Below are 19,416 nucleotides of genomic sequence, written 5' to 3' on the forward strand. Positions count from 1 at the left end.
TCACACGCGGCGCGACTCAACGGTTTGCGCGCGGCGTGAGCAGCGCGCGCTTGACCCGCTGCAACGTGCGATAAGGCAGCATCAGATGCAACAGATTCTTCGCGAGGCCCAACCAGTCGTAAGGATTGGCCACGTTGAAGTAGCGCAACTGCAAACGCAGCGTCGAACCGATCTGCCGGCGCCGTTTCGTCGCGCTGATGCCGCCTTCGTTCAGCTCATAGAAAAGGCCGAGTTCAGGCAGATTCGCGCAGTCATAGCGTTCCATCAGACGTACGAACAGATCGAGGTCCTCCGCCGAACGATACGCGGCGCGGTAGTTGCCGACTGTGCGGACGGCATCGATACGCAGCATCATCGACGGATGCGCGAGGCACGAGCGGAAAAAGCGCTGGCGCCGGACCACGTTCGGCTCGGCCGGCGGCGTCAGCATGAAAAGCGGCTCGCCCGCGCGCGTGACGACCTGGGTCCACATGCCGAGGCCCGCCACGTTCGGATGCGCTTGCATGAACGCGCGCTGCTTTGCGAGCCGCTGCGGCACCGCGCGATCGCCCGCGTCGATGCGCGCCGCATAGCGAAAGCCGCGCTGCGCGAGCGCGTCGATGCCGGTTCGCAGCGCACGCTCGATGCCGCCGTTCTGCGCCATGCGCAGCACTTCGATCTTCAGGTTCGGCAGCGTGGGCGCGACGATCGGCGGCGTGCTGCCGTCATCGACGATCAGTACGTGCACCAGCGCACTTTCTTCGAACGACGCGAGCGTAGAATCGACGTCCGCCTGACCGTTATAGGCGGGTATCAGCACCGCGACGTCGTCGAGCGTGGTTTGCGCGGTGGCGGATGAATTCGTCATGGGCGCAATTTGAAACGGATGTAATAAAGATTGACCGAGGCGGCCGCCAGATAGCCGGCCGCGAGGCCGACGAGCGCGCCATACGCGCCGAGCCGCGGGATCGCCAGCAGATTGACCGCGAACGCGACGGCGAGCGCGAGCAGCCACTTGGCGAGCAACACGAACTTGGCCTGATATTTGAGCACGACCAGATTGCCGATCGCCTCGACGCCGGCGGGCACCGACAGCCACACGGCCCAGCGGAAGATTTCGATCGCGCCTTCGAAGTCCGGCCCGAACACACGGCGGATGATGAAGCCCGCGAGCAGATCGAGCACGAACGCGCCGCACACCATCAGCACGGCGGTCAGCGCGGTGAGCCGCCACATGTTGCGGCGCAGCTGCGCGATGCCTTGCACGCGGTAGACGAAGGCGGGCGCAATGGTTTGCGCGAGCATCAGCGCGAGCGTGATCCAGTTTTCATTCAACTGCTGGGCGGCCGAGTAGCGACCGAGGTCGGCGAACGAAATCGCGCGCTCGAGCATCAGCCGGTCCAGTTTCAGAAACAGATACATACAGATGAGCCCGAGCCAGAACACGGTGCCCGCGCTCGCGAAGTGCCTGAAGAGCGAACGTTCGACATGCCAGCCCAGCTTGCCGCCATGCCGGCGCATGAAGTAGAGCAACAGCACCGCGCCGATCGCCGCCGATTCGAGCGCCCACAGCCAGCCGAAACGCGCGGGCGCGGCCGTCGCGCGCACCAGCAGATAGACGAGAGCCGCCTTGATCACCGCGGTGCTCATGCTGGTCAGCAATTGCGGCTTGCTGTAGGTCATGCTTTGCAGCCACGCGTTGATCACGCCGACGAACGGCTCGCGAAACAGCATCGTCACCGCGAGGCCGGCGAGCATCGCACCGACGAGCGGTTCGAAGAAGTGCAGCGCAATGCCGAGCCACGTGAGCAGCAGCGCAACGGCCGAGACGGAGATGCGCAACGCGAACGCGCTGCCGAGGACGGTGCCGAGTTGTTCGGGCGGCCGGTTGACGATGGTCGGTACGAGGATTTCCGCGCCGCAGACCCAGGTGATCGGCGACAGTACCAGCAGCAGCGTATTCGCGTACTGCCATTTGCCGAACGTTTCGGGCCCGAAGTAACGCGCGAGCATGCCGCTGATCACGATTGCGACGCCGATCTGCGTGAGCCGCTCGAGACCCAGCCAGACGATGTTCGTAAACGCTCGGGTGACGTCGGGATTGGCGAAGCGCTTGACCGTCAGCATCCGTTGGCCGCTCGCCGCTGCGCGTCGGTCAAGCCGCCTCGCACGGCCATGCATGCGGCGCTATGCGCATTCGCCCGCCCGGCCGGCAGCCACGGCAACTTTACAAATGGAGGGCGTCTAAGCATTAGAATGGCGGTATTCAGGCTGGTCAGAAAAACGCAATTATAAGTTGGAACCGGACCGCTTCCGGCAAGGGCGCATCGAGGCGCGGTAACAGGTGTTTTTAACGTGAGTATTACCGTGGTTTTTAACGCGAATTTTTACCGCGTTTTAACCGGCGATTGTTACCGGTCGAGGTCGGTGCGCAGGTCAAAATTTTCCATTGCACGCAAGTGAGCCAACATGATCTCCAAATCCATTTTCAAGGCGTATGACATTCGTGGCGTCATTGGCAAGACGCTCGACGCCGACGCCGCGCGTTCCATCGGTCGCGCATTCGGCAGCGAAGTGCGCGCGCAGGGCGGCGACGCGGTCGTGGTCGCGCGCGACGGACGCCTGTCGGGCCCCGAGCTGATCGGGGCGCTGTCCGACGGCCTGCGTGCGGCCGGCGTCGATGTCGTGAACGTGGGCATGGTGCCCACGCCGGTCGGCTACTTCGCGGCGAGCGTACCGTTGAAACTGGCGGGCGGCGAGCGGCGCGTCGACTCGTGCATCGTCGTGACGGGTAGCCATAATCCGCCGGACTACAACGGCTTCAAGATGGTGCTGCGCGGCGCGGCCATTTACGGCGAGCAGATTCTCGCGCTGCATCAGCGCATCGTCGACGAGAACTTCGCCGACGGCAGCGGCAGCTACGCCGAGTACGACATCGCCGACGCGTATCTCGAGCGCATCGCGAGCGACGTGAAGCTCGCGCGTCCGATCAAGATCGTCGTCGATACCGGCAACGGCGTGGCCGGCGAGCTCGCGCCGAAGCTGTTCGGGAAGCTCGGCTGCGAACTCGTCGAACTGTTCACTGAAGTCGACGGCAACTTCCCGAATCACCACCCGGACCCGGCGCACCCGGAGAACCTCGAAGACGTGATTCGCGCGCTGAAGGAAACGGATGCGGAAATCGGCTTCGCGTTCGACGGCGACGGCGACCGCCTCGGCGTCGTCACCAAAGACGGCCAGATCATCTACCCGGACCGTCAACTGATGCTGTTCGCCGAAGAAGTGCTGTCACGCAACAAGGGCGCGCAGATCATTTACGACGTGAAGTGCACGCGCAATCTCGCGAAGTGGGTCAAGGACAAGGGCGGCGAGCCGCTGATGTGGAAGACCGGCCACTCGCTCGTGAAGGCGAAGCTGCGGGAAACCGGCGCGCCGCTGGCTGGCGAAATGAGCGGCCACGTGTTCTTCAAGGACCGCTGGTATGGTTTCGACGACGGCCTGTACACGGGAGCGCGTCTGCTCGAGATCCTCACGCGTGTCGCCGACCCGAGCAAGCTGCTGAACTCGCTGCCGAACTCGCACTCCACGCCCGAGCTGCAGCTGAAACTCGAGGAAGGGGAGAACTTCGAGCTGATCGCGCGTATGCAGCAGAACGCGAAGTTCACCGGTGCGGACAACGTCGTGAAGATCGACGGTCTGCGCGTCGAGTATCCGGACGGCTTCGGCCTCGCGCGTTCGTCGAACACGACGCCGGTCGTGGTGATGCGTTTCGAGGCCGACAACGACGCGGCGCTTAAACGCATCCAGGACGACTTCCGCCGCGTGATTCTCGCGGAGAAGGCCGATGCGAAACTGCCGTTCTGACGGCTGATGCGGCGCTGCGCTTCGAAGTTCGTCAAGACGGCTCGAAGCGTCGCCCCTACCGAACGCGGCGCGGGTTGCCTTACCGCGCCGCGTTTTTCATGTCTTTCATGGACGGCGCGCTAGAATTGCGGTCCTTTCAACGCATCTTCGAGCCGGATAGCCGGTTTTCTCACTCTTGAGCGCGCAAAAGATACTGATCGTGAGGGTGTCGTCGCTGGGCGACGTCGTTCACAACATGCCCGTGATCGCCGACATCCGGCGCCGCCATCCCGACGCGCAGATCGACTGGCTCGTCGAGGAAAGCTTCGTCGGGCTCGTGGAACTCGTGAGCGGTGTGCGGCGCGCGATTCCGGTGTCGCTGCGGCGCTGGCGCAAGCGCATCCTGTCCGTCGACAACTGGCGTGAGATCGGCGCGTTTCGCCGCGCGCTCGCCGCCGAGCACTACGATCTGGTGATCGACTGCCAGGGCCTCATCAAGACCGCGTGGCTCGCGAACATGGCGCGCGGACCGCTCGTCGGCCTCGGCAACCGTACCGAAGGCGCCGGCTACGAATGGCCGGTGCGCTTTTTCTACGGGCGGCGCGTGCCGATCGCGCCGCGCACGCACGTGGTCGAACGCACGCGTCAACTGGTGGCCGCGGCGCTGAACGATCCGCCGCCGCAACCCACCGACGACATCGACTTCGGTCTCGACACGGGCCGTGCCGCGCTCGCGCTGTCGCAGGCGAATCTGAATCTGCCGGTGCCGTACGTGGTGTTCGTGCACGCGACTTCGCGCGCCGACAAGCAGTGGCCCGATGCCGCGTGGATCGAACTCGGGCAGGCGCTGGTGCGGCGCGGCGCGTCGATCGTGCTGCCGTGGGGCAGCGACGCCGAGCGCGCGACCAGCGAGCGGCTCGCGAAGGAGTTCGGCGCGGCCGCGATCGTGCCACCGAAGCTGTCGCTGCCGGCGGTGGTGGGGCTGATCGATGGCGCGGCCGCGACGGTCGGGGTTGACACAGGTCTGGTCCATATCGCGGCGGCGCTGAAGCGGCCCACGGTCGAGTTGTACAATTTCTCGACCGCGTGGCGCACCGGCGGCTACTGGTCGCCGAACGTCGTCAATCTCGGCGCGGCGGGGCAGCCGCCTACGCTGCAGCAGGTGAAGTCGGTGCTTGCCGGCTTCGGGCTGTTGTGACCCGGGCCGGCCGGCATCAGCACCTGCTGCATCCTGTCGGTGCGCTTCGCCTTGCGCACCCTCCGTTCCAAAGGGCGACCATGAACGAAACCCAGATCATCGAAGTAGCGAACGCCGACTGGCACGGCTGCAACCTGTCCGTGCCTCGAGAGACGCTGCTCGCCGGCGTCGAGCGCGGCAAGGTGCTGTACTTCCCGAACCTGCGCTTCGCGATCGACGGCGGCGAGCAGGCGCTGCTCGACCCGGCGCTCGCCGATCCGAACCGCAAGAACATCAGCCTCGAACCGAACGGCGGCGCGCTGCATGGCGTGGCCGGCGATGCGGTCACGCAGTCGGCGGTGCGCGCGTTGATCGCGCGTTATCAGGCGAATGCGCGCACGCTCGTCGACGGGCTCTTTCCCGAGTACAGCGGCAAGCTGCGGGTCGCGCCGACGAGCCTGCGGCTGCATCAGGTCGAGACTCGCGAAACCTCGTGGCGCAAGGACGATAGCCGTCTGCACGTCGACGCGTTTCCGTCGCGGCCGAATTACGGCGAGCGCATCCTGCGCGTGTTCACCAACGTCAATCCCCATGGCGTGCCGCGCGTATGGCGCGTCGGCGAGCCGTTCGAGGATATGGCGCAGCGCTTCCTGCCGCGTATCAAGCCGCAGATGCCCGGCTCCGCGTGGCTGCTGAATCTGCTGCACGTGACCAAATCGCTGCGCAGCGAATACGATCATCTGATGCTCAGTCTGCACGACGGCATGAAGGCCGACCTCGACTATCAGAAGACGAGCCCGCAACAGACCATGCCGTTTCCACCGGGCAGCGTGTGGGTGTGCTTCTCCGACCAGACCTCGCATGCGGTGATGTCCGGCCAGTTCATGCTGGAGCAGACTTTCTTCCTGCCAGTGAAGGCGATGGCGCAGCCGGAATGCGCGCCGCTCGGCATTCTCGAGCGCCTGAAGGGCAGGGCGCTGGTTTGAGCGCGGCGGTCGATTCGAGGGCCGGGCAGATGCCGGCCCGCATCGCGCGCGTGAGCGCGCTGCGCTTTCCGAATCACGCGGGGCGCCGATGCTAAGGGCGATCTATCGCGCGCTCTGGTGGCTCATCGCGCCGCTTGCGGTGCTGCGTCTGTTGATCCGTTCGCGTAAGGAGCGCGGTTATCGCCAGCATATCGGCGAGCGCTTCGGTTATTCGCGCGGGCGCTTGTTGGAGGACAGCGCGCCGTTGATCTGGGTGCATGCGGTGTCGGTCGGCGAGACGCGCGCCGCGCAGCCGCTGATCGATGCGCTGATGAAGGCGCGCCCCGACGCGCGCATTCTGCTTACGCACATGACGCCGAGCGGCCGCGCGACCGGCATCGAGATTTTCCGGCGACCGCGTGTTGCGCAGTTATCTACCGTACGACATGCCGCATGCGGTACGGCGCTTCTTGCGCGGGTGGCGGCCGTCGCTCGGTCTCGTGATGGAAACCGAGGTGTGGCCGACCCTGATCGACGAGTGCCGTCGCGCCGACGTGCCGCTCGTGCTGACCAACGCGCGGATGTCGGCACGTTCGTTCAAGCGCGCGGCGAAATTCGGCGGTGCGACGAAGGACGTGTTCGGCGGCTTCGCGCGCGTGCTCGCGCAGAGTCCGTCCGATGCCGAGCGGTTGACCTCGCTCGGCGCGCGCAATGTCGCGGTGCTCGGCAATCTGAAGTTCGACATGAGCACGCCGCCCGAACTCGCGGCACGCGGCCACGCGTGGCGCGCGGCGATCGGCACGCGGCCCGTGTGGGTCGCGGCGAGCACGCGCGAGGGCGAAGAAGCGCTCGTGCTCGAGGCGTTCGCGGCGCTCGGCATCGACGATGCGCTGCTGATTCTGGTGCCGCGTCATCCGCAGCGCTTCAATGAAGTCGCGGCGCTCGTCGAGAAAGCGGGGTTGCGGCTCGAACGGCGATCGAGTTGGGCGCCCGATGCGAAGGTCGCGTCGGCGGCGCGCACCGCCGACGATGGCGTGGCGCCGTTGCCTCGCGACGTGAACGTGCTTCTCGGCGATTCGATGGGCGAGTTGGGCGCTTACTACGCGGCGTCGGATCTTGCGTTTATCGGCGGCAGTCTGTTGCCGCTTGGCGGACAGAACCTGATCGAAGCGTGCGCGGTCGGCGTGCCGGTGCTGATCGGGCCGCACGTTTTCAACTTCACGCAAGCCACCGCCGATGCGGTCGCGGCCGGCGCCGCCGTGCGGGTGCAGGACCCGGCCGATCTGGCGCGCGCGCTGCGCGAGCTGTTCGGCGACAAGTCGCGGCGGCTCGCGATGGGCGGCGCGGCTGCCGCGTTTGCGGCGAGGCATCGCGGGGCGACGGCGAGGACGGTGGATGTGTTGGCGGCGTTGTTGCCGGAGTAGTCCCGGAACGCCGGTGACGACCGCGCCGAGCGAATTATTCAAGCCGCAAGCGCCACGCACTTTGTGGCTAACGCTTGCTTATGTGATACGAACCGTCCGAGTGTTATTGCTGCTTCGCGACAGACTCGTCGCTTATGGGGCTTGTGTCGGCGCTACGGCGTCGACCGCTTCCTCTTCCTGCGGAGGTGTGTCCTGCGCGAATGCCATCCTGGCGAGTGAAGCGTCACTTGCTTACACCTTCAACAATCCCTTCTTTTCAATAAACTTCACCACATCATCAAGGCCCTCGAGCGCCTTCAGATTACACATCACAAACGGTCGCTCGCCGCGCATCTTCTTCGCATCGGATGCCATCACATCGAGGTTCGCGCCAACCAGCGGCGCGAGATCCGTCTTGTTGATCACGAGCAGATCCGACTTCGTGATCCCAGGTCCGCCCTTGCGCGGAATCTTCTCGCCGCCGGCGACGTCGATCACGTAGATCGTCAGGTCCGACAGCTCCGGGCTGAAGGTCGCCGCGAGGTTGTCGCCGCCCGATTCGATGAACACGATGTCCGCGTCCGGAAAACGCGTGAGCATGCGGTCGACCGCTTCGAGGTTGATCGATGCGTCCTCGCGGATCGCGGTGTGCGGGCAGCCACCCGTCTCGACGCCCATGATGCGCTCGGCCGGCAGCGCGCCCGCGACGGTCAGCAGACGCTGATCCTCTTTCGTATAGATGTCGTTCGTGATCGCGACGAGGTCGTACTGGTCGCGCATCGCCTTGCACAGCATTTCGAGCAGCGTGGTCTTGCCCGAGCCGACCGGGCCGCCGACGCCCACGCGCAGCGGCGGCAGCTTCTTCGTGCGGATCTGGCTCGCGGTATGGAAAGCGGAATGATGAGATGCGTTCATGATGGATCGTGGGAATCGTGCTACGAGCGGAAGAGCCGCGAATACTGCGACTCGTGGCGCGCCGACAGAATGCCGAGCTGCGGCGCGAACGTGTTGAGGTCGTCACGCGAGGTCGCGAGCGCGCGCGCGACGGCCGCCTCGATCGGCTCACGCAGCGCGACGATGATGCGTTGCCCCGCGAGTTGGCCGAGCGGCACCGCCTTCAACGCGGCGGCGGCCTGGTTCTCGACCCAGCTGAACGCATAGGCGGCGAGCGCGGCATCGACCGGAGCATTGTGCGCGTGAGCGGCGAATGCGAACGCGCTCGGCTGCGCGAGTGGCGTCAGCGACGCGAGCGTCGCGCGTCTTGCCACATCGCCCCATTCGAGCGACACGCACAGCTGTCGCAGCGACCAGCCCATCTGCTCCGTTTCGCGGCGCAGTTCGGCGGACTCGCGACTCGCGAGGAATTCGGCGTTGGCGTCGGCGAGTTCCACGGCGTCGTGCGTGCGCCAGCGTTCGATCTGCTGCGCGAGGAACGGCAACTCGCCGCGCGCGAGCACGTCGGTCAGGCCGCGTTCAATCCACGTGCGCGCGGAGTCGGCATCGGTGATGAGCTGCACTTCAATCGCCGCTTCGAGACCCTGCGAATAGCTGAACGCGCCGATCGGCAGTGCTGGCGACGCGAGATGCAGCAGCGCGGTGAATTCAGCGATGCGCATGACGATGCGGGTGGTGTCCATGTCCGCACGATTCGTCGTGCACGTGGTCATGGTCGTGATCGTGCGAGTGCGAAGAGCCCTCATGGGCATGAGCATGCTCATGCCCATGATGCTCACCAAACACCTGCTGCGCGATCGCATAGTCCTCGGCGAACGTCTCGTCGTGCCCATGCTTATGTCCACCGCCATACGCCCCGGCTTCAGGCTGAAACGGCAGCGACACCTGCTCGACCGTCGCGCCGATGCGCTTGAGCATGTCGGCGAGCACCGGATCGTATTCGAGCTTCAGATAATCGGCGCCCACTTCGACCGGCGTATGACGATTGCCGAGGTGATAGGCGGCGCGCGTCAACGTCAACGCGTCCGATGCGCGTACGACAAGCACGGCTTCATCAGCCGCAACGACACGCACGAGCCCGCCATCATCGGCGACGAGCACGTCGCCATCGCGCAGCACGGTGCCGCGCGGCAACAGCAATGCGACTTCCTCGCCGTCATCGAGCGTCGCGGCGAGACGGCTCTTGCGACGTTCATCGAACGCGAGCGTCAAGGTCGGCGCGCGCTTGACGAGTACCGGCGCGATCTTCAGATGCGGCGCGAGAAGTTTGTTCAGTGTACGCATGATCAGAACAGGAAATAGCGTTGCGCCATCGGCAGCACGGAGGCCGGATCGCAGGTCAGCAACTGGCCGTCGGCGATCACCTGATAGGTTTCCGGATCGACGCTGATGTTCGGGCGCCACGCGTTGTGAATCATGTCGGCCTTCGTCACGTTGCGGCAGTTCTTCACCGCGACGATGCGCTTGTGCAAACCATAGCGTTCGGCCACATTCGCATCGGCGGCGAGTTGCGACACGAAGGTCAGCGACGTACGGCCCAGCGCTCCGCCGCGCGTCGCGAACATCTCGCGATAGTGCACGGGCTGCGGCGTCGGAATCGATGCATTCGGATCGCCCATCTGCGCCATCGCGATCATGCCGCCCTTCAGGATCAGCGACGGCTTGATGCCAAAGAACGCCGGCTCCCAGAACACGAGGTCGGCCCACTTGCCCGGTTCGATCGAACCGACTTCATGCGCGATGCCGTGCGTGATCGCCGGATTGATCGTGTACTTCGCGACATAGCGTTTCGCGCGGAAATTGTCGTGGCGCGCGTTGTCCTCGGGCAGCGCGCCGCGTTGCACCTTCATCTTGTGCGCGGTCTGCCACGTGCGGATGATCACTTCGCCGACGCGGCCCATCGCCTGCGAGTCCGAAGAAAGCATCGACAGCGCGCCGAGATCGTGCAGGATGTCCTCGGCGGCGATCGTCTCGCGGCGAATCCGCGATTCGGCGAACGCGATGTCTTCGGCAATCGACGGATCGAGGTGATGGCACACCATCAGCATGTCGAGATGCTCGTCGAGCGTGTTGACCGTGTAGGGCCGCGTCGGATTCGTCGACGACGGCAGCACGTTCGCTTCGCCGCACACCTTGATGATGTCCGGGGCGTGGCCGCCGCCCGCGCCTTCGGTGTGATACGTGTGGATCGTGCGGCCCTTGAACGCGGCGACGGTCGCTTCGACGAAGCCCGCTTCGTTTAGCGTATCGGTGTGGATCGCGACCTGCGTGTCGGTATCGTCGGCGACGCCAAGGCAGTTGTCGATCGCCGCGGGCGTCGTGCCCCAGTCTTCGTGCAGCTTCAAACCGATCGCGCCCGCGGCGATCTGTTCGGTCAGCGGTGTCGGCTGGCTCACGTTGCCCTTGCCGAGAAAGCCGAGGTTCATCGGATAGCCGTCGGCCGCTTGCAGCATGCGTTCGAGATGCCACGGCCCCGGCGTGCAGGTGGTCGCATTGGTGCCGGTCGCGGGGCCGGTGCCGCCGCCGAGCATCGTCGTCACGCCGCTCGCGAGCGCTTCCTCGATCTGCTGCGGGCTGATGAAGTGGATGTGCGTATCGATGCCGCCCGCGGTCACGATCAGCCCTTCGCCCGCGATCACTTCGGTGGCCGCGCCAATCGCGATCGTCACGTTCGGCTGGATGTCGGGATTGCCGGCCTTGCCGATCGCCGCGATGCGGCCGTCCTTGATGCCGATGTCGGCCTTCACGATGCCCCAGTGATCGAGGATCACCGCGTTCGTCACGACGGTATCGACGACCTCGGCATGCACGCGCTGCGACTGGCCCATGCCGTCGCGAATCACCTTGCCGCCGCCGAACTTGACCTCTTCGCCGTAGGTCGTGAAGTCGCGCTCGATCTCGATCAGCAGTTCGGTGTCGGCGAGGCGCACGCGGTCGCCGGTGGTAGGGCCGAACATCTCCGCGTATGCGCGGCGGCCAATGCGTAGTGTCATGGTGTGGGTCCGGAATGAGCTACAAGCGAGCGACAGGCAAGGCAAGGCGGAGCAGGGCGGTCGAAACGCCAGGGCGCGGGCAGCGCATCACAGCTTGCCCATCACCTTGCCGTTGAAGCCGTAGACGATGCGCTCGCCGGCCAGCGCGACGAGTTCGACCGTGCGCTCCTGACCGGGCTCGAAGCGCACCGCGGTGCCCGCCGCGATATTCAGGCGAAAGCCGCGCGCCGCTTCGCGATCGAACGACAGCGCGTCGTTCACCTCGTAGAAATGATAATGCGAGCCGATCTGCACGGGACGGTCGCCGGTATTCGACACGACCACCGTGACCGTCGCGCGGCCCGCGTTCAGTTCGTGCTCGCCGTCGTCGATGAGGAGTTCGCCGGGAATCATGGGGCCTGCCTTGACGAAGAGGAGTTCAGGGAATCGGGTGATGGACGGTGACGAGCTTGGTGCCGTCGGGAAACGTCGCTTCGACCTGGATGTCGGGGATCATCTCGGGCACGCCCTCCATCACGTCGGCGCGCGTGAGCAGCGTGGTGCCATAGTGCATCACCTCGGCGACGCTCTTGCCGTCGCGCGCGGCTTCCATCAGCGCGGCGGTGATGAAGGCGACCGCCTCCGGATAGTTCAGCTTGAGGCCGCGCGCGCGGCGCCGTTCGGCGAGCAGCGCGGCGGTGAAGATCAGCAGCTTGTCCTTCTCGCGAGGTGTCAGCTTCATCGGGTGTGGGTCTCGGCGTTTGATGTGTCGTGGCGGCGTCGTGGTCGCGTCGCGGTGACGGGGGCCTGGCGTCGCGCGATCATCCGGTCACGGTATCAAGTCCGGCTAACGGCGCGCTTACAACTACGTTTGCGACCGCGCATGCCACCGCGTCTGCAAAATTACAGATCGGCGGGCAGCGGTGCGCCGAACCACTTTTTCGACATCGCACCGAGCGTGCCGTCGTGTTTGGCCTGGGCGATCGCGGCATCGACCTTCTGTTGCAGGCGCGGCTCGTTCTTGTTCATGCCGACGAAGCACGGCGAGTTCTTGATCACGAACTTCGGCTCCGGACGGCGCGGCGGATTCTTCGCGAGGATCGCGGCCGCGACGATGTTGCCGGCCGCGATCAACTGCACCTGGCCGGACAGGAACGCGGCGATCGTCGCGTTGTTGTCCTCGAAGCGCTTGATCGTCGCGTTCGGCGCCATCTGCGTGAGACCGATTTCCTCGAGCGCGCCGCGCGTCGCGCCGACGGTCTTGCCGGTGAGATCGGCGGGACCGCTCACCTTGATGTCGGCGGGACCGAACACGCCCTGGTAGTACGGCGCGTACGCGCTCGAAAAGTCGATCACCTTCTCGCGCTCGGGCGTTTTGCCGAGCGACGAGATCACGAGGTCGACCTTGCCCGTTTGCAGATACGGAATGCGGTTCGCGCTGTTGACCGGCACGAGTTCGAGCTTCACGTTCATCGCTTTGGCGAGCAGCGCGGCCGTGTCGATGTCATAGCCCTGCGGCTTCATGTCGGGGCCGACCGAGCCGAACGGCGGATAGTCCTCGGGCACGGCGACCTTCAGCACGCCGGCCTTGGCGATGTTGTCGAGCGTGTCGGCGTGCGCGGGGCCCGCATGAAACGCGAGATCGGCGACGATGGGCAAGGCGAGCAATGCGGCTAGGAAGGCGCGGCGCGCGGAGCGGGAGAGAGTGCGGGTCATGGGCGTGAGCAGTGGTGGTGTCGTGGGTGTCGGGTCGTCGCTGGCTTCAGCGTGGCCGGCCGCGAAGTGGCGAGTGCACGCAAGCTGTGTGCCACCCCTATGCGGCGTGGCGGGGCGGCGTGCTACGCCGGTTCGCGCACATGGTTGGGGCGTGCGCGTGCGCCGCCTTGGTGCGCAAAGAGCGTGATGAAGACGAAAGCGGGAAGCCGCGCTGTCAGGTCGACCAGATCCGCAACGGCACCGCCGCGACACCATGCACGACCGGCCGCAATTGCAGCCAACAGCGCGTGAGCGCGTGCTGCAGCGTTTCCATCGAGCGCGACACCGCGCGCACGAGCAGCACGCCGTTCGTCACGCACGAGGCGGCTGCTCGCAACGTGTCGTCGAACGGCAGTTGCGCGCTCAGCGATTCGGCGAGCGCGTCGTCGCAAGCGGCGCCTACGGCCCACAGCGTGCCGTAGGCCGGAAAGCCGGCGAGCCCCTGCGGCGCGTCGCGCAGCGGATCGTCGGCGGTGAGGCTCGCGCGTTCGAACCACAGCAGCTCGCCATTCGCGCCGACGATGCGCGACACCGCGCGCAAGCTACCCGCCGACCAGCGTTCGCCGGCCGCCTGGCGTCCGAGCTGGGTCGCGTCCCAGCCGATTGCGCTCGCGCCGGCGCCGAGCGTCAGCGAAAAATCGAGGTGCGCGTTCGCGTGATCGAACACGATGTTGTTCTGCGGCAGCCAGTCGAGCTTCGCGTGCTCACCGACACGCAGCGCGATGCGCTGCCGCGCCGCGCGGCCGTTCGACTTGTACCACTTGGTTGCGCCCGGCGTCGTCAGCACCGCATGCGTTTGCGCGGCGAGCGTGATGTCGATGTCGAGCTGATCGCCACCCGCGACGCCGCCGGGCGGATGCACGATCACCGCGTGACAGATCGACGGGCCTTCCGGATAGAGCGGCCGTTGCACGCGCAGCGGTCCGTCGTGCAGCCGGTGCGCGAGCGTCGTGCGAGCGTCGCCGCCGACGAAGCCGAGTTCGAGTCGCGCGCGCCACGGCGGGTGCGCGGCGGCGAGCGTGGCGTGGTTTTCGTGAAGCGACATGCGGATGGATGGGGGAATCGGCGTGCGACGAGGATAGCACGCGTGTCGAAGCGCGCAAGCCGCGGCAGCGGCTACGACGCGGTACTCTCGGGCGAGGCTTCGGTCACCGACAGCACCTTGATGCCCTCCCACTGCGGATGCAACAGTCGCAGCAACGCAAGGATCGCGCGGGGGGTGTTTTCCTGGACGGTCAACGAGTCGCTGCCTGTCTGGATTGCTTTCTTGCCATGTTGGCAATACTGATATTCGACGTGAACCGTCACGGACATGCTTTTCTCCCTCTATATCGATATTGTGTCGCCGACCCAGGCCGTATCGCGGCGGCGTCTAGCGTACGAGTGTCGGCTCGGCGTGATCGTCTACGCCCCGTTCCGCGCGATTGATGAATCCGCAGTCGAGCAATAGCTGACAGAAAGCTTCCGGCGAACACGACGGCCCGGTCGTCCCGGCCATTCTCGCGAGAACGTCGGGGAACGACGCGAGCACGTGCCAGCTGTCGTAATACGCGTGCAGCTGCGGCGCGAGTTCGTTGCCGAGCTTCTCCCAGCGCACCGACAGCATGCCGACCGTACCGCCGCTGTCTACTTCGAATAGACCAAAAGTGACCGCCGACACGACGTTCATCACCCTGCAATAGGAGGCTGGGTTTCTGTAAAACTCGCGTCTGGCCTGCTTGTTGTCGTCCATGGTGTCCACCTCGTCGAACCGTTGCGGTTGCCTAGCCTGTGTAACGGTTGCGCGGCGGATAACTTGAGCTCGCTTACACGGCAATCAATCCCCTTACCCCATCCGCATCCATGTTCGCGCCGTCGCCGCCCGCGACGATTTCGCCGCGACTCATCACCCAGTAACGATCGGCGATCGCTTTGGCGAAGTCGTAGTACTGCTCGACCAGCAGCACCGTCATGCCCATGTCCTCGACGAGCTGCCGCAGCGTGCGGCCGATGTCCTGAATGATCGACGGCTGGATGCCCTCGGTCGGCTCATCGAGGATCAGCAGTTGCGGCTCGCTCATCAGCGCGCGGCCGATCGCGAGCTGTTGCTGCTGACCGCCGGAGAGATCGCCGCCGCGCCGGTTGCGCATGTCCTTCAGTACCGGGAAAAGCTCGTAGATGCGCTCGGGGATTTTCTTCGGCGCCTTTCTGCTCGCGGCGCCCACCAGCAGATTTTCCTCGACGGTGAGGCGCGGAAAGATATCGCGGCCCTGCGGCACGTAGGCGAGCCCCTGAGCGACGCGGGCATGGGTCGGCAGTTTCATCAACTGTTCGCCGCGCCATGCGATCGCGCCGCTTTTCGCGGGCACGACGCCCATCAGGCAGCGCAGCAGCGTGGTCTTGCCGACGCCGTTGCGCCCGAGCAGCACCGTCAGCTTGCCGTCGGGCACCGTGAGCTTCACGTCGCGCAGAATATGGCTGCCGCCGTAGTATTGGTTCAGTCGGTCTACTTCGAGCATTGTTCAGTCGTCCTGTCGGGTTGACGATGCGGTGCCGCTTCCAGCAGCAATCAGCGGCCTAGATAAGACTCGATCACCGTCTCGTCGCGCTTGACTTCGTCGAGCGTGCCGTGCGCGAGCACGCGGCCTTCGGCCATCACCGTCACCTTGCCTGTGTCGCCCGCGAGCGCCGCGACGAACTCCATGTCGTGCTCGACGACCATCATCGAGCAGGTGCCACGCAGGTGGTTGAGCAATTCGGCGAGTTGCATCGTTTCGTCGTCGGTCATGCCGGCCGCGGGTTCGTCGAGCAGCAGCAGCGCCGGTTGCTGCATCAGCAGCATGCCGATTTCGAGGCGCTGCTTCTGGCCGTGCGATAGCTCGCCGGCGAGCCTTCGCGCTTCGCTTTCCAGCCCGATCAGCGCGAGCGTTTCCTCGATGCGGGCCTGCGCGTCGCCATCGAGCCGCGCGCGCAGCGACGCCCACCAGCCCTTGTCGGTCTTCATCGCGAGTTCGAGGTTTTCCCACACCGGATGCTGCTCGAACACGGTCGGCTTCTGGAACTTGCGGCCGATGCCGGCGCGCGCGATCGCCGGTTCGTTCATGCGCGTGAGATCGATCGACTGGCCGAGAAACACCTTGCCGTGATCGGGCGCGGTCTTGCCCGTGATCACGTCCATCATCGTCGTCTTGCCCGCGCCGTTCGGGCCGATGATGCAGCGCAGTTCGCCCGCGTCGATCGCGAGCGACAGCGCGTTCAGCGCGCGAAAGCCGTCGAAGCTGACCGTCACGTCTTCGAGGTAGAGGATCGTGCCGTGCGATACGTCGATCTCGCCGGGCACGACCGCGTGTCCCATGCTCGCGACGCCGCTCAGCGAGCGTTCCGGTGGTGCTTCGGGTAAATCCAGATCGGGAACCATCGGGTTTTCGTTCATCAGCGGTCCCTTTTACGCGTCAGCAGATCGGCGAGCCCCATGATGCCGTTCGGCAGCAGCAGCGGCACCAGCACGAAGATCAGGCCGAGAAAGAACAGCCAGTATTCGGGGAAGTTCGCCGTGAAGAAACTCTTCGCACCGTTCACGGCGAACGCGCCGATGATGGGGCCGATCAGCGTGCCGCGTCCGCCGACCGCCACCCAGATCGCCATTTCGATCGAGTTGCCCGGCGACATCTCGCCCGGATTGATGATGCCGACCTGCGGCACGTACAACGCGCCCGCGATGCCGCACAGCACCGCCGACACGGTCCACACGAACAGCTTGTACGCGAGCGGGCTGTAGCCGAGGAACATCAGCCGCGTTTCGCCGTCGCGCACCGCGCTCACCACGCGGCCGAGCTTCGACGTGACGATCGCGCGCGCGCCGATGAACGCGGCGATCAGCACCGCGAACGTAATGAGCAGCAAGGCGGCGCGCGTGCCCTGATGCGTGATCGGAAAACCGCCGATGCGCTTGAAGTCGGTAAAGCCGTTATTGCCGCCGAAGCCCGTCTCGTTGCGAAAGAACAGCAGCATCGCGGCGAAGGTCATGGCCTGCGTGATGATCGACAGATAGACACCCTTCACGCGCGAGCGGAACGTGAAGAAGCCGAACACCCACGCGAGCACGGCGGGTACCAGCACGACGAGCAAGAGCGCGTAGCCGAGATGTTGCGTGCCCTGCCAGTACCACGGCAACTGGTGCCAGTCGAGAAACACCATGAAGTCGGGCAGATCGCTGCCGTACTTGCCATCGTGGCCGATCGCGCGCATCAGGTACATGCCGATCGCGTAGCCGCCGAGCGCGAAGAACAAAGCGTGACCCAAACTCAGGATGCCGCAGTAGCCCCACACCAGATCGAGTGCGAGCGCGGCGATCGCATAGCACATGAACTTGCCGGTCAGCGTCATCGCATACGCGGACAGATGCAAGGCGCTCGTCTCCGGAATCACCAGCGCGGCGAACGGCACGCCGAGGCCGAACACGATGATCAGCGCGATCAGCGCGAGCCACGCGCGACGCGACAACAGCGCGGGCCGCGGTGGCAGGCCGAGCGCGAAGCCGGTGTTGGACTCGCGCGCGCCGCCAGCGCCGGCGGCGCCGGCGCGCGACGACGAAGCGGAAGCGGGGTCTGCCGATGAAGTAGCCGATGTCATCTCATGCCTCCGCGCTACGGCCCTTCAAGGCGAACATGCCCTGCGGACGCTTCTGGATGAACAGCACGATCAGCACGAGCACCGCGATCTTCGCGAGCACCGCGCCCCAGAACGGTTCGATCGCCTTGCTGACGAGTCCCAGCCCGAAGCCGCCGAGCACGGTGCCCGCGAGCTGGCCGACGCCGCCGAGCACGACCGCCATGAACGAATCGATGATGTAGCTCTGGCCGAGGTCCGGCCCGACATTGCCGATCTGCGACAGCGCGCAGCCGCCGAGCCCCGCGATGCCCGCGCCGAACGCGAACGCATACGAATCGACGCGCGCGGTCTTCACGCCGACGCACGCGGCCATGCGACGGTTCTGCGTGACTGCGCGCACGAACAGACCCAGCCGCGTGCGCGTGAGCACGGCCCACGCGATCGCGACGACGATCAGCGAGAACGCGAGAATCGCGAGCCGGTTGTACGGCAGGATCAGATTCGGCAGCACGGTGACGCCGCCGCTCATCCACGACGGATTGACGACCTGGACGTTCTGCGCGCCGAACAGCATGCGGGTGGCCTGAATCAGGATCAGGCTCACGCCGAAGGTGGTCAGCAGCGTTTCGAGCGGGCGGCCGTACAGGTGCTTCAGCACGAGCCGTTCGAGCACGATGCCGACCAGCGCCGCCGCGACGAACGCGGCCGGTATCGCGAGTAGCGGATACCAGTCGAACGCGTTAGGCGCGAAGCGCTGAACGAGGTTCTGCACGACATAGGTCGCGTACGCGCCGATCATCAGGAATTCGCCGTGCGCCATGTTGATCACGCCGATCAGGCCATATGTGATGGCGAGGCCGAGCGCGGCGAGCAGCAGCACGCTGCCGAGCGACAGCCCCGCGAACAGCGTGCCCGCGATCTGGCTGCGGCGCTGGATCGCATCGAGCTCATCGATGCCGCTTTGCGCGGCCGCGCGCACGCGTTCGTCGGCTTCGGCAAACGTGCCGTCGGCTTTCTTCGCGACCAACGGGCGCAGCAGTTCGTTCATGTCGAGGTCGTGGCGCGCGGCGACCAGTTGCACCGCATCGAGGCGCTTGGCCGGATCCGGGTCGTGCAATGCGCTCATCGCCCACAGCGTGTCGAGACGTTTCTTCAGAGCGGGATCGGTTTCTTTTGCGCGCGCCGCGTCGACGAGTGGCTTGATCGACGGATCGGGGTTTTGCAGCAGCGCATCGACGGCGGCTGCGCGCGTCGCCTGATCGGGCGAGGCGAGTTGCAGACCCGACAGCGCGCCCGCCACTTTCGAGCGCAGCAGGTTGTTCAGCGTGACCGGTTGCGCGTCGCTCGTGGCGACGGGCTGGCCGGTGACGGCATCGCGGGTGGCGTCGCCGTCCTGCAGCAGTACCGCGCCTGCGTCGGTGGCGAGCGCGTTGTCGTCGGCGAGCGCCTTGAGCACCGCGAGCGACGCGGCATCGTGCGTCGAGATCAGCTTGTCGATCGCGGCGGACTTCGCCTCGAAGTCGTCGCCCGCGAGCGGCGCGACGTCGGCCTGGGTCAGCGCGAATGCGGCGCCCGGCGCGGCGGCGAGAAGGACCGCGAGCGGCAGCAGGAGCGTCGCGCCGCGTCGTCGTACGGAAGTCGGAAATGAAAACGCCATGATGGCCTTTTGCACTGGGTTGAATCGATGAGCCGCTCGAGAGCGCGAGGGCGTCGCGTCAGACGTCGCCGCCGCTTCAGCGGGACGTTGCCGCGCATTGGCGTGCGCGGTCACGCCGCGC

Annotated in this window: 19 protein-coding genes and 1 pseudogene; 4 read left to right on the forward strand and 16 right to left on the reverse strand. The window is 65.7% G+C overall.

Translation table 11 applies throughout. The features are described 5' to 3' along the window. Nucleotides 1-16 precede the first annotated feature (16 nt). Nucleotides 17-847, reverse strand: coding sequence for a glycosyltransferase (locus OKW37_RS07695; RefSeq protein ID WP_429407198.1), 831 nt, complete (start codon nucleotides 845-847; stop codon nucleotides 17-19). After that, a complete protein-coding gene (locus tag OKW37_RS07700; RefSeq protein WP_429407196.1) occupies nucleotides 844-2,106 on the reverse strand; it encodes an oligosaccharide flippase family protein in 1,263 nt (420 codons plus the stop codon). Before OKW37_RS07700 ends, OKW37_RS07695 begins: the two co-directional genes overlap by 4 nt. A gap of 342 nt (nucleotides 2,107-2,448) precedes the next feature. On the opposite strand from OKW37_RS07700, the gene OKW37_RS07705 reads away from it, so the two are divergent. The 4 genes and pseudogenes from OKW37_RS07705 to waaA all read left to right on the forward strand — a co-directional run bounded on the left by OKW37_RS07705 (nucleotide 2,449) and on the right by waaA (nucleotide 7,388). Then, nucleotides 2,449-3,843 carry a phosphomannomutase/phosphoglucomutase gene (locus OKW37_RS07705; RefSeq protein WP_429407194.1) on the forward strand — a complete coding sequence of 465 codons (1,395 nt, stop codon included), beginning with the start codon at nucleotides 2,449-2,451 and terminating at the stop codon, nucleotides 3,841-3,843. Nucleotides 3,844-4,018: 175 nt separating this feature from the next. Next, nucleotides 4,019-5,020, forward strand: coding sequence for a lipopolysaccharide heptosyltransferase I (gene waaC, locus OKW37_RS07710; protein WP_184059725.1), 1,002 nt, complete (start codon nucleotides 4,019-4,021; stop codon nucleotides 5,018-5,020). A gap of 80 nt (nucleotides 5,021-5,100) precedes the next feature. Next, nucleotides 5,101-5,985 carry a Kdo hydroxylase family protein gene (locus OKW37_RS07715; RefSeq protein WP_184020906.1) on the forward strand — a complete coding sequence of 295 codons (885 nt, stop codon included), beginning with the start codon at nucleotides 5,101-5,103 and terminating at the stop codon, nucleotides 5,983-5,985. Nucleotides 5,986-6,073: 88 nt separating this feature from the next. Next, nucleotides 6,074-7,388: pseudogene (waaA, locus tag OKW37_RS07720) on the forward strand (lipid IV(A) 3-deoxy-D-manno-octulosonic acid transferase). A gap of 231 nt (nucleotides 7,389-7,619) precedes the next feature. Here waaA and ureG read toward each other — a convergent pair. The 14 genes from ureG to urtB all read right to left on the reverse strand — a co-directional run bounded on the left by ureG (nucleotide 7,620) and on the right by urtB (nucleotide 19,295). Beyond that, on the reverse strand, nucleotides 7,620-8,282 hold the full coding sequence (gene ureG / locus OKW37_RS07725; protein ID WP_429356728.1) for an urease accessory protein UreG: 663 nt from the start codon (nucleotides 8,280-8,282) through the stop codon (nucleotides 7,620-7,622). Nucleotides 8,283-8,302: 20 nt separating this feature from the next. After that, nucleotides 8,303-8,983 carry an urease accessory protein UreF gene (locus OKW37_RS07730; RefSeq protein WP_184059806.1) on the reverse strand — a complete coding sequence of 227 codons (681 nt, stop codon included), beginning with the start codon at nucleotides 8,981-8,983 and terminating at the stop codon, nucleotides 8,303-8,305. Next, nucleotides 8,970-9,605: an urease accessory protein UreE gene (ureE, locus tag OKW37_RS07735; RefSeq protein ID WP_429407189.1), complete on the reverse strand. Its 636-nt coding sequence runs from the start codon at nucleotides 9,603-9,605 to the stop codon at nucleotides 8,970-8,972. The genes OKW37_RS07730 and ureE overlap by 14 nt, the downstream gene beginning before the upstream one ends. Nucleotides 9,606-9,607: 2 nt before the next feature. Further along, complete coding sequence (gene ureC, locus OKW37_RS07740; RefSeq protein WP_429407187.1) at nucleotides 9,608-11,314, reverse strand: urease subunit alpha; 1,707 nt, start codon at nucleotides 11,312-11,314, stop codon at nucleotides 9,608-9,610. An 87-nt stretch (nucleotides 11,315-11,401) separates the two neighbouring features. Then, a complete protein-coding gene (locus tag OKW37_RS07745) occupies nucleotides 11,402-11,707 on the reverse strand; it encodes an urease subunit beta (protein WP_018419648.1) in 306 nt (101 codons plus the stop codon). Nucleotides 11,708-11,732: 25 nt separating this feature from the next. Beyond that, the gene (ureA, locus tag OKW37_RS07750; RefSeq protein WP_008923043.1) at nucleotides 11,733-12,035 is read right to left on the reverse strand and encodes an urease subunit gamma; all 303 of its coding nucleotides are present in this window, start codon (nucleotides 12,033-12,035) and stop codon (nucleotides 11,733-11,735) included. A gap of 161 nt (nucleotides 12,036-12,196) precedes the next feature. Beyond that, on the reverse strand, nucleotides 12,197-13,009 hold the full coding sequence (locus OKW37_RS07755; RefSeq protein WP_429407185.1) for a transporter substrate-binding domain-containing protein: 813 nt from the start codon (nucleotides 13,007-13,009) through the stop codon (nucleotides 12,197-12,199). 214 nt (nucleotides 13,010-13,223) lie between these two features. Next, nucleotides 13,224-14,093: an urease accessory protein UreD gene (locus OKW37_RS07760; protein ID WP_429407183.1), complete on the reverse strand. Its 870-nt coding sequence runs from the start codon at nucleotides 14,091-14,093 to the stop codon at nucleotides 13,224-13,226. Between the two features lie 71 nt (nucleotides 14,094-14,164). Then, nucleotides 14,165-14,362: a hypothetical protein gene (locus tag OKW37_RS07765; protein ID WP_184059700.1), complete on the reverse strand. Its 198-nt coding sequence runs from the start codon at nucleotides 14,360-14,362 to the stop codon at nucleotides 14,165-14,167. A gap of 58 nt (nucleotides 14,363-14,420) precedes the next feature. After that, nucleotides 14,421-14,780: a hypothetical protein gene (locus OKW37_RS07770; protein WP_429407181.1), complete on the reverse strand. Its 360-nt coding sequence runs from the start codon at nucleotides 14,778-14,780 to the stop codon at nucleotides 14,421-14,423. Between the two features lie 73 nt (nucleotides 14,781-14,853). Beyond that, on the reverse strand, nucleotides 14,854-15,546 hold the full coding sequence (gene urtE, locus OKW37_RS07775; protein WP_429407179.1) for an urea ABC transporter ATP-binding subunit UrtE: 693 nt from the start codon (nucleotides 15,544-15,546) through the stop codon (nucleotides 14,854-14,856). Nucleotides 15,547-15,596: 50 nt separating this feature from the next. Further along, nucleotides 15,597-16,460 (reverse strand): urea ABC transporter ATP-binding protein UrtD, encoded by an 864-nt coding sequence (urtD, locus tag OKW37_RS07780; RefSeq protein WP_187611808.1) that lies wholly within the window; start codon nucleotides 16,458-16,460, stop codon nucleotides 15,597-15,599. After that, nucleotides 16,460-17,659 carry an urea ABC transporter permease subunit UrtC gene (gene urtC, locus OKW37_RS07785; RefSeq protein WP_184059694.1) on the reverse strand — a complete coding sequence of 400 codons (1,200 nt, stop codon included), beginning with the start codon at nucleotides 17,657-17,659 and terminating at the stop codon, nucleotides 16,460-16,462. The genes urtD and urtC overlap by 1 nt, the downstream gene beginning before the upstream one ends. A 1-nt stretch (nucleotide 17,660) precedes the next feature. Further along, nucleotides 17,661-19,295: an urea ABC transporter permease subunit UrtB gene (gene urtB, locus OKW37_RS07790; protein WP_429407176.1), complete on the reverse strand. Its 1,635-nt coding sequence runs from the start codon at nucleotides 19,293-19,295 to the stop codon at nucleotides 17,661-17,663. Nucleotides 19,296-19,416 lie beyond the last annotated feature (121 nt).

It is taken from the genome of Paraburkholderia sp. MM5482-R2 (assembly GCF_050436125.1).
GTDB lineage: Bacteria > Pseudomonadota > Gammaproteobacteria > Burkholderiales > Burkholderiaceae > Paraburkholderia > Paraburkholderia tuberum.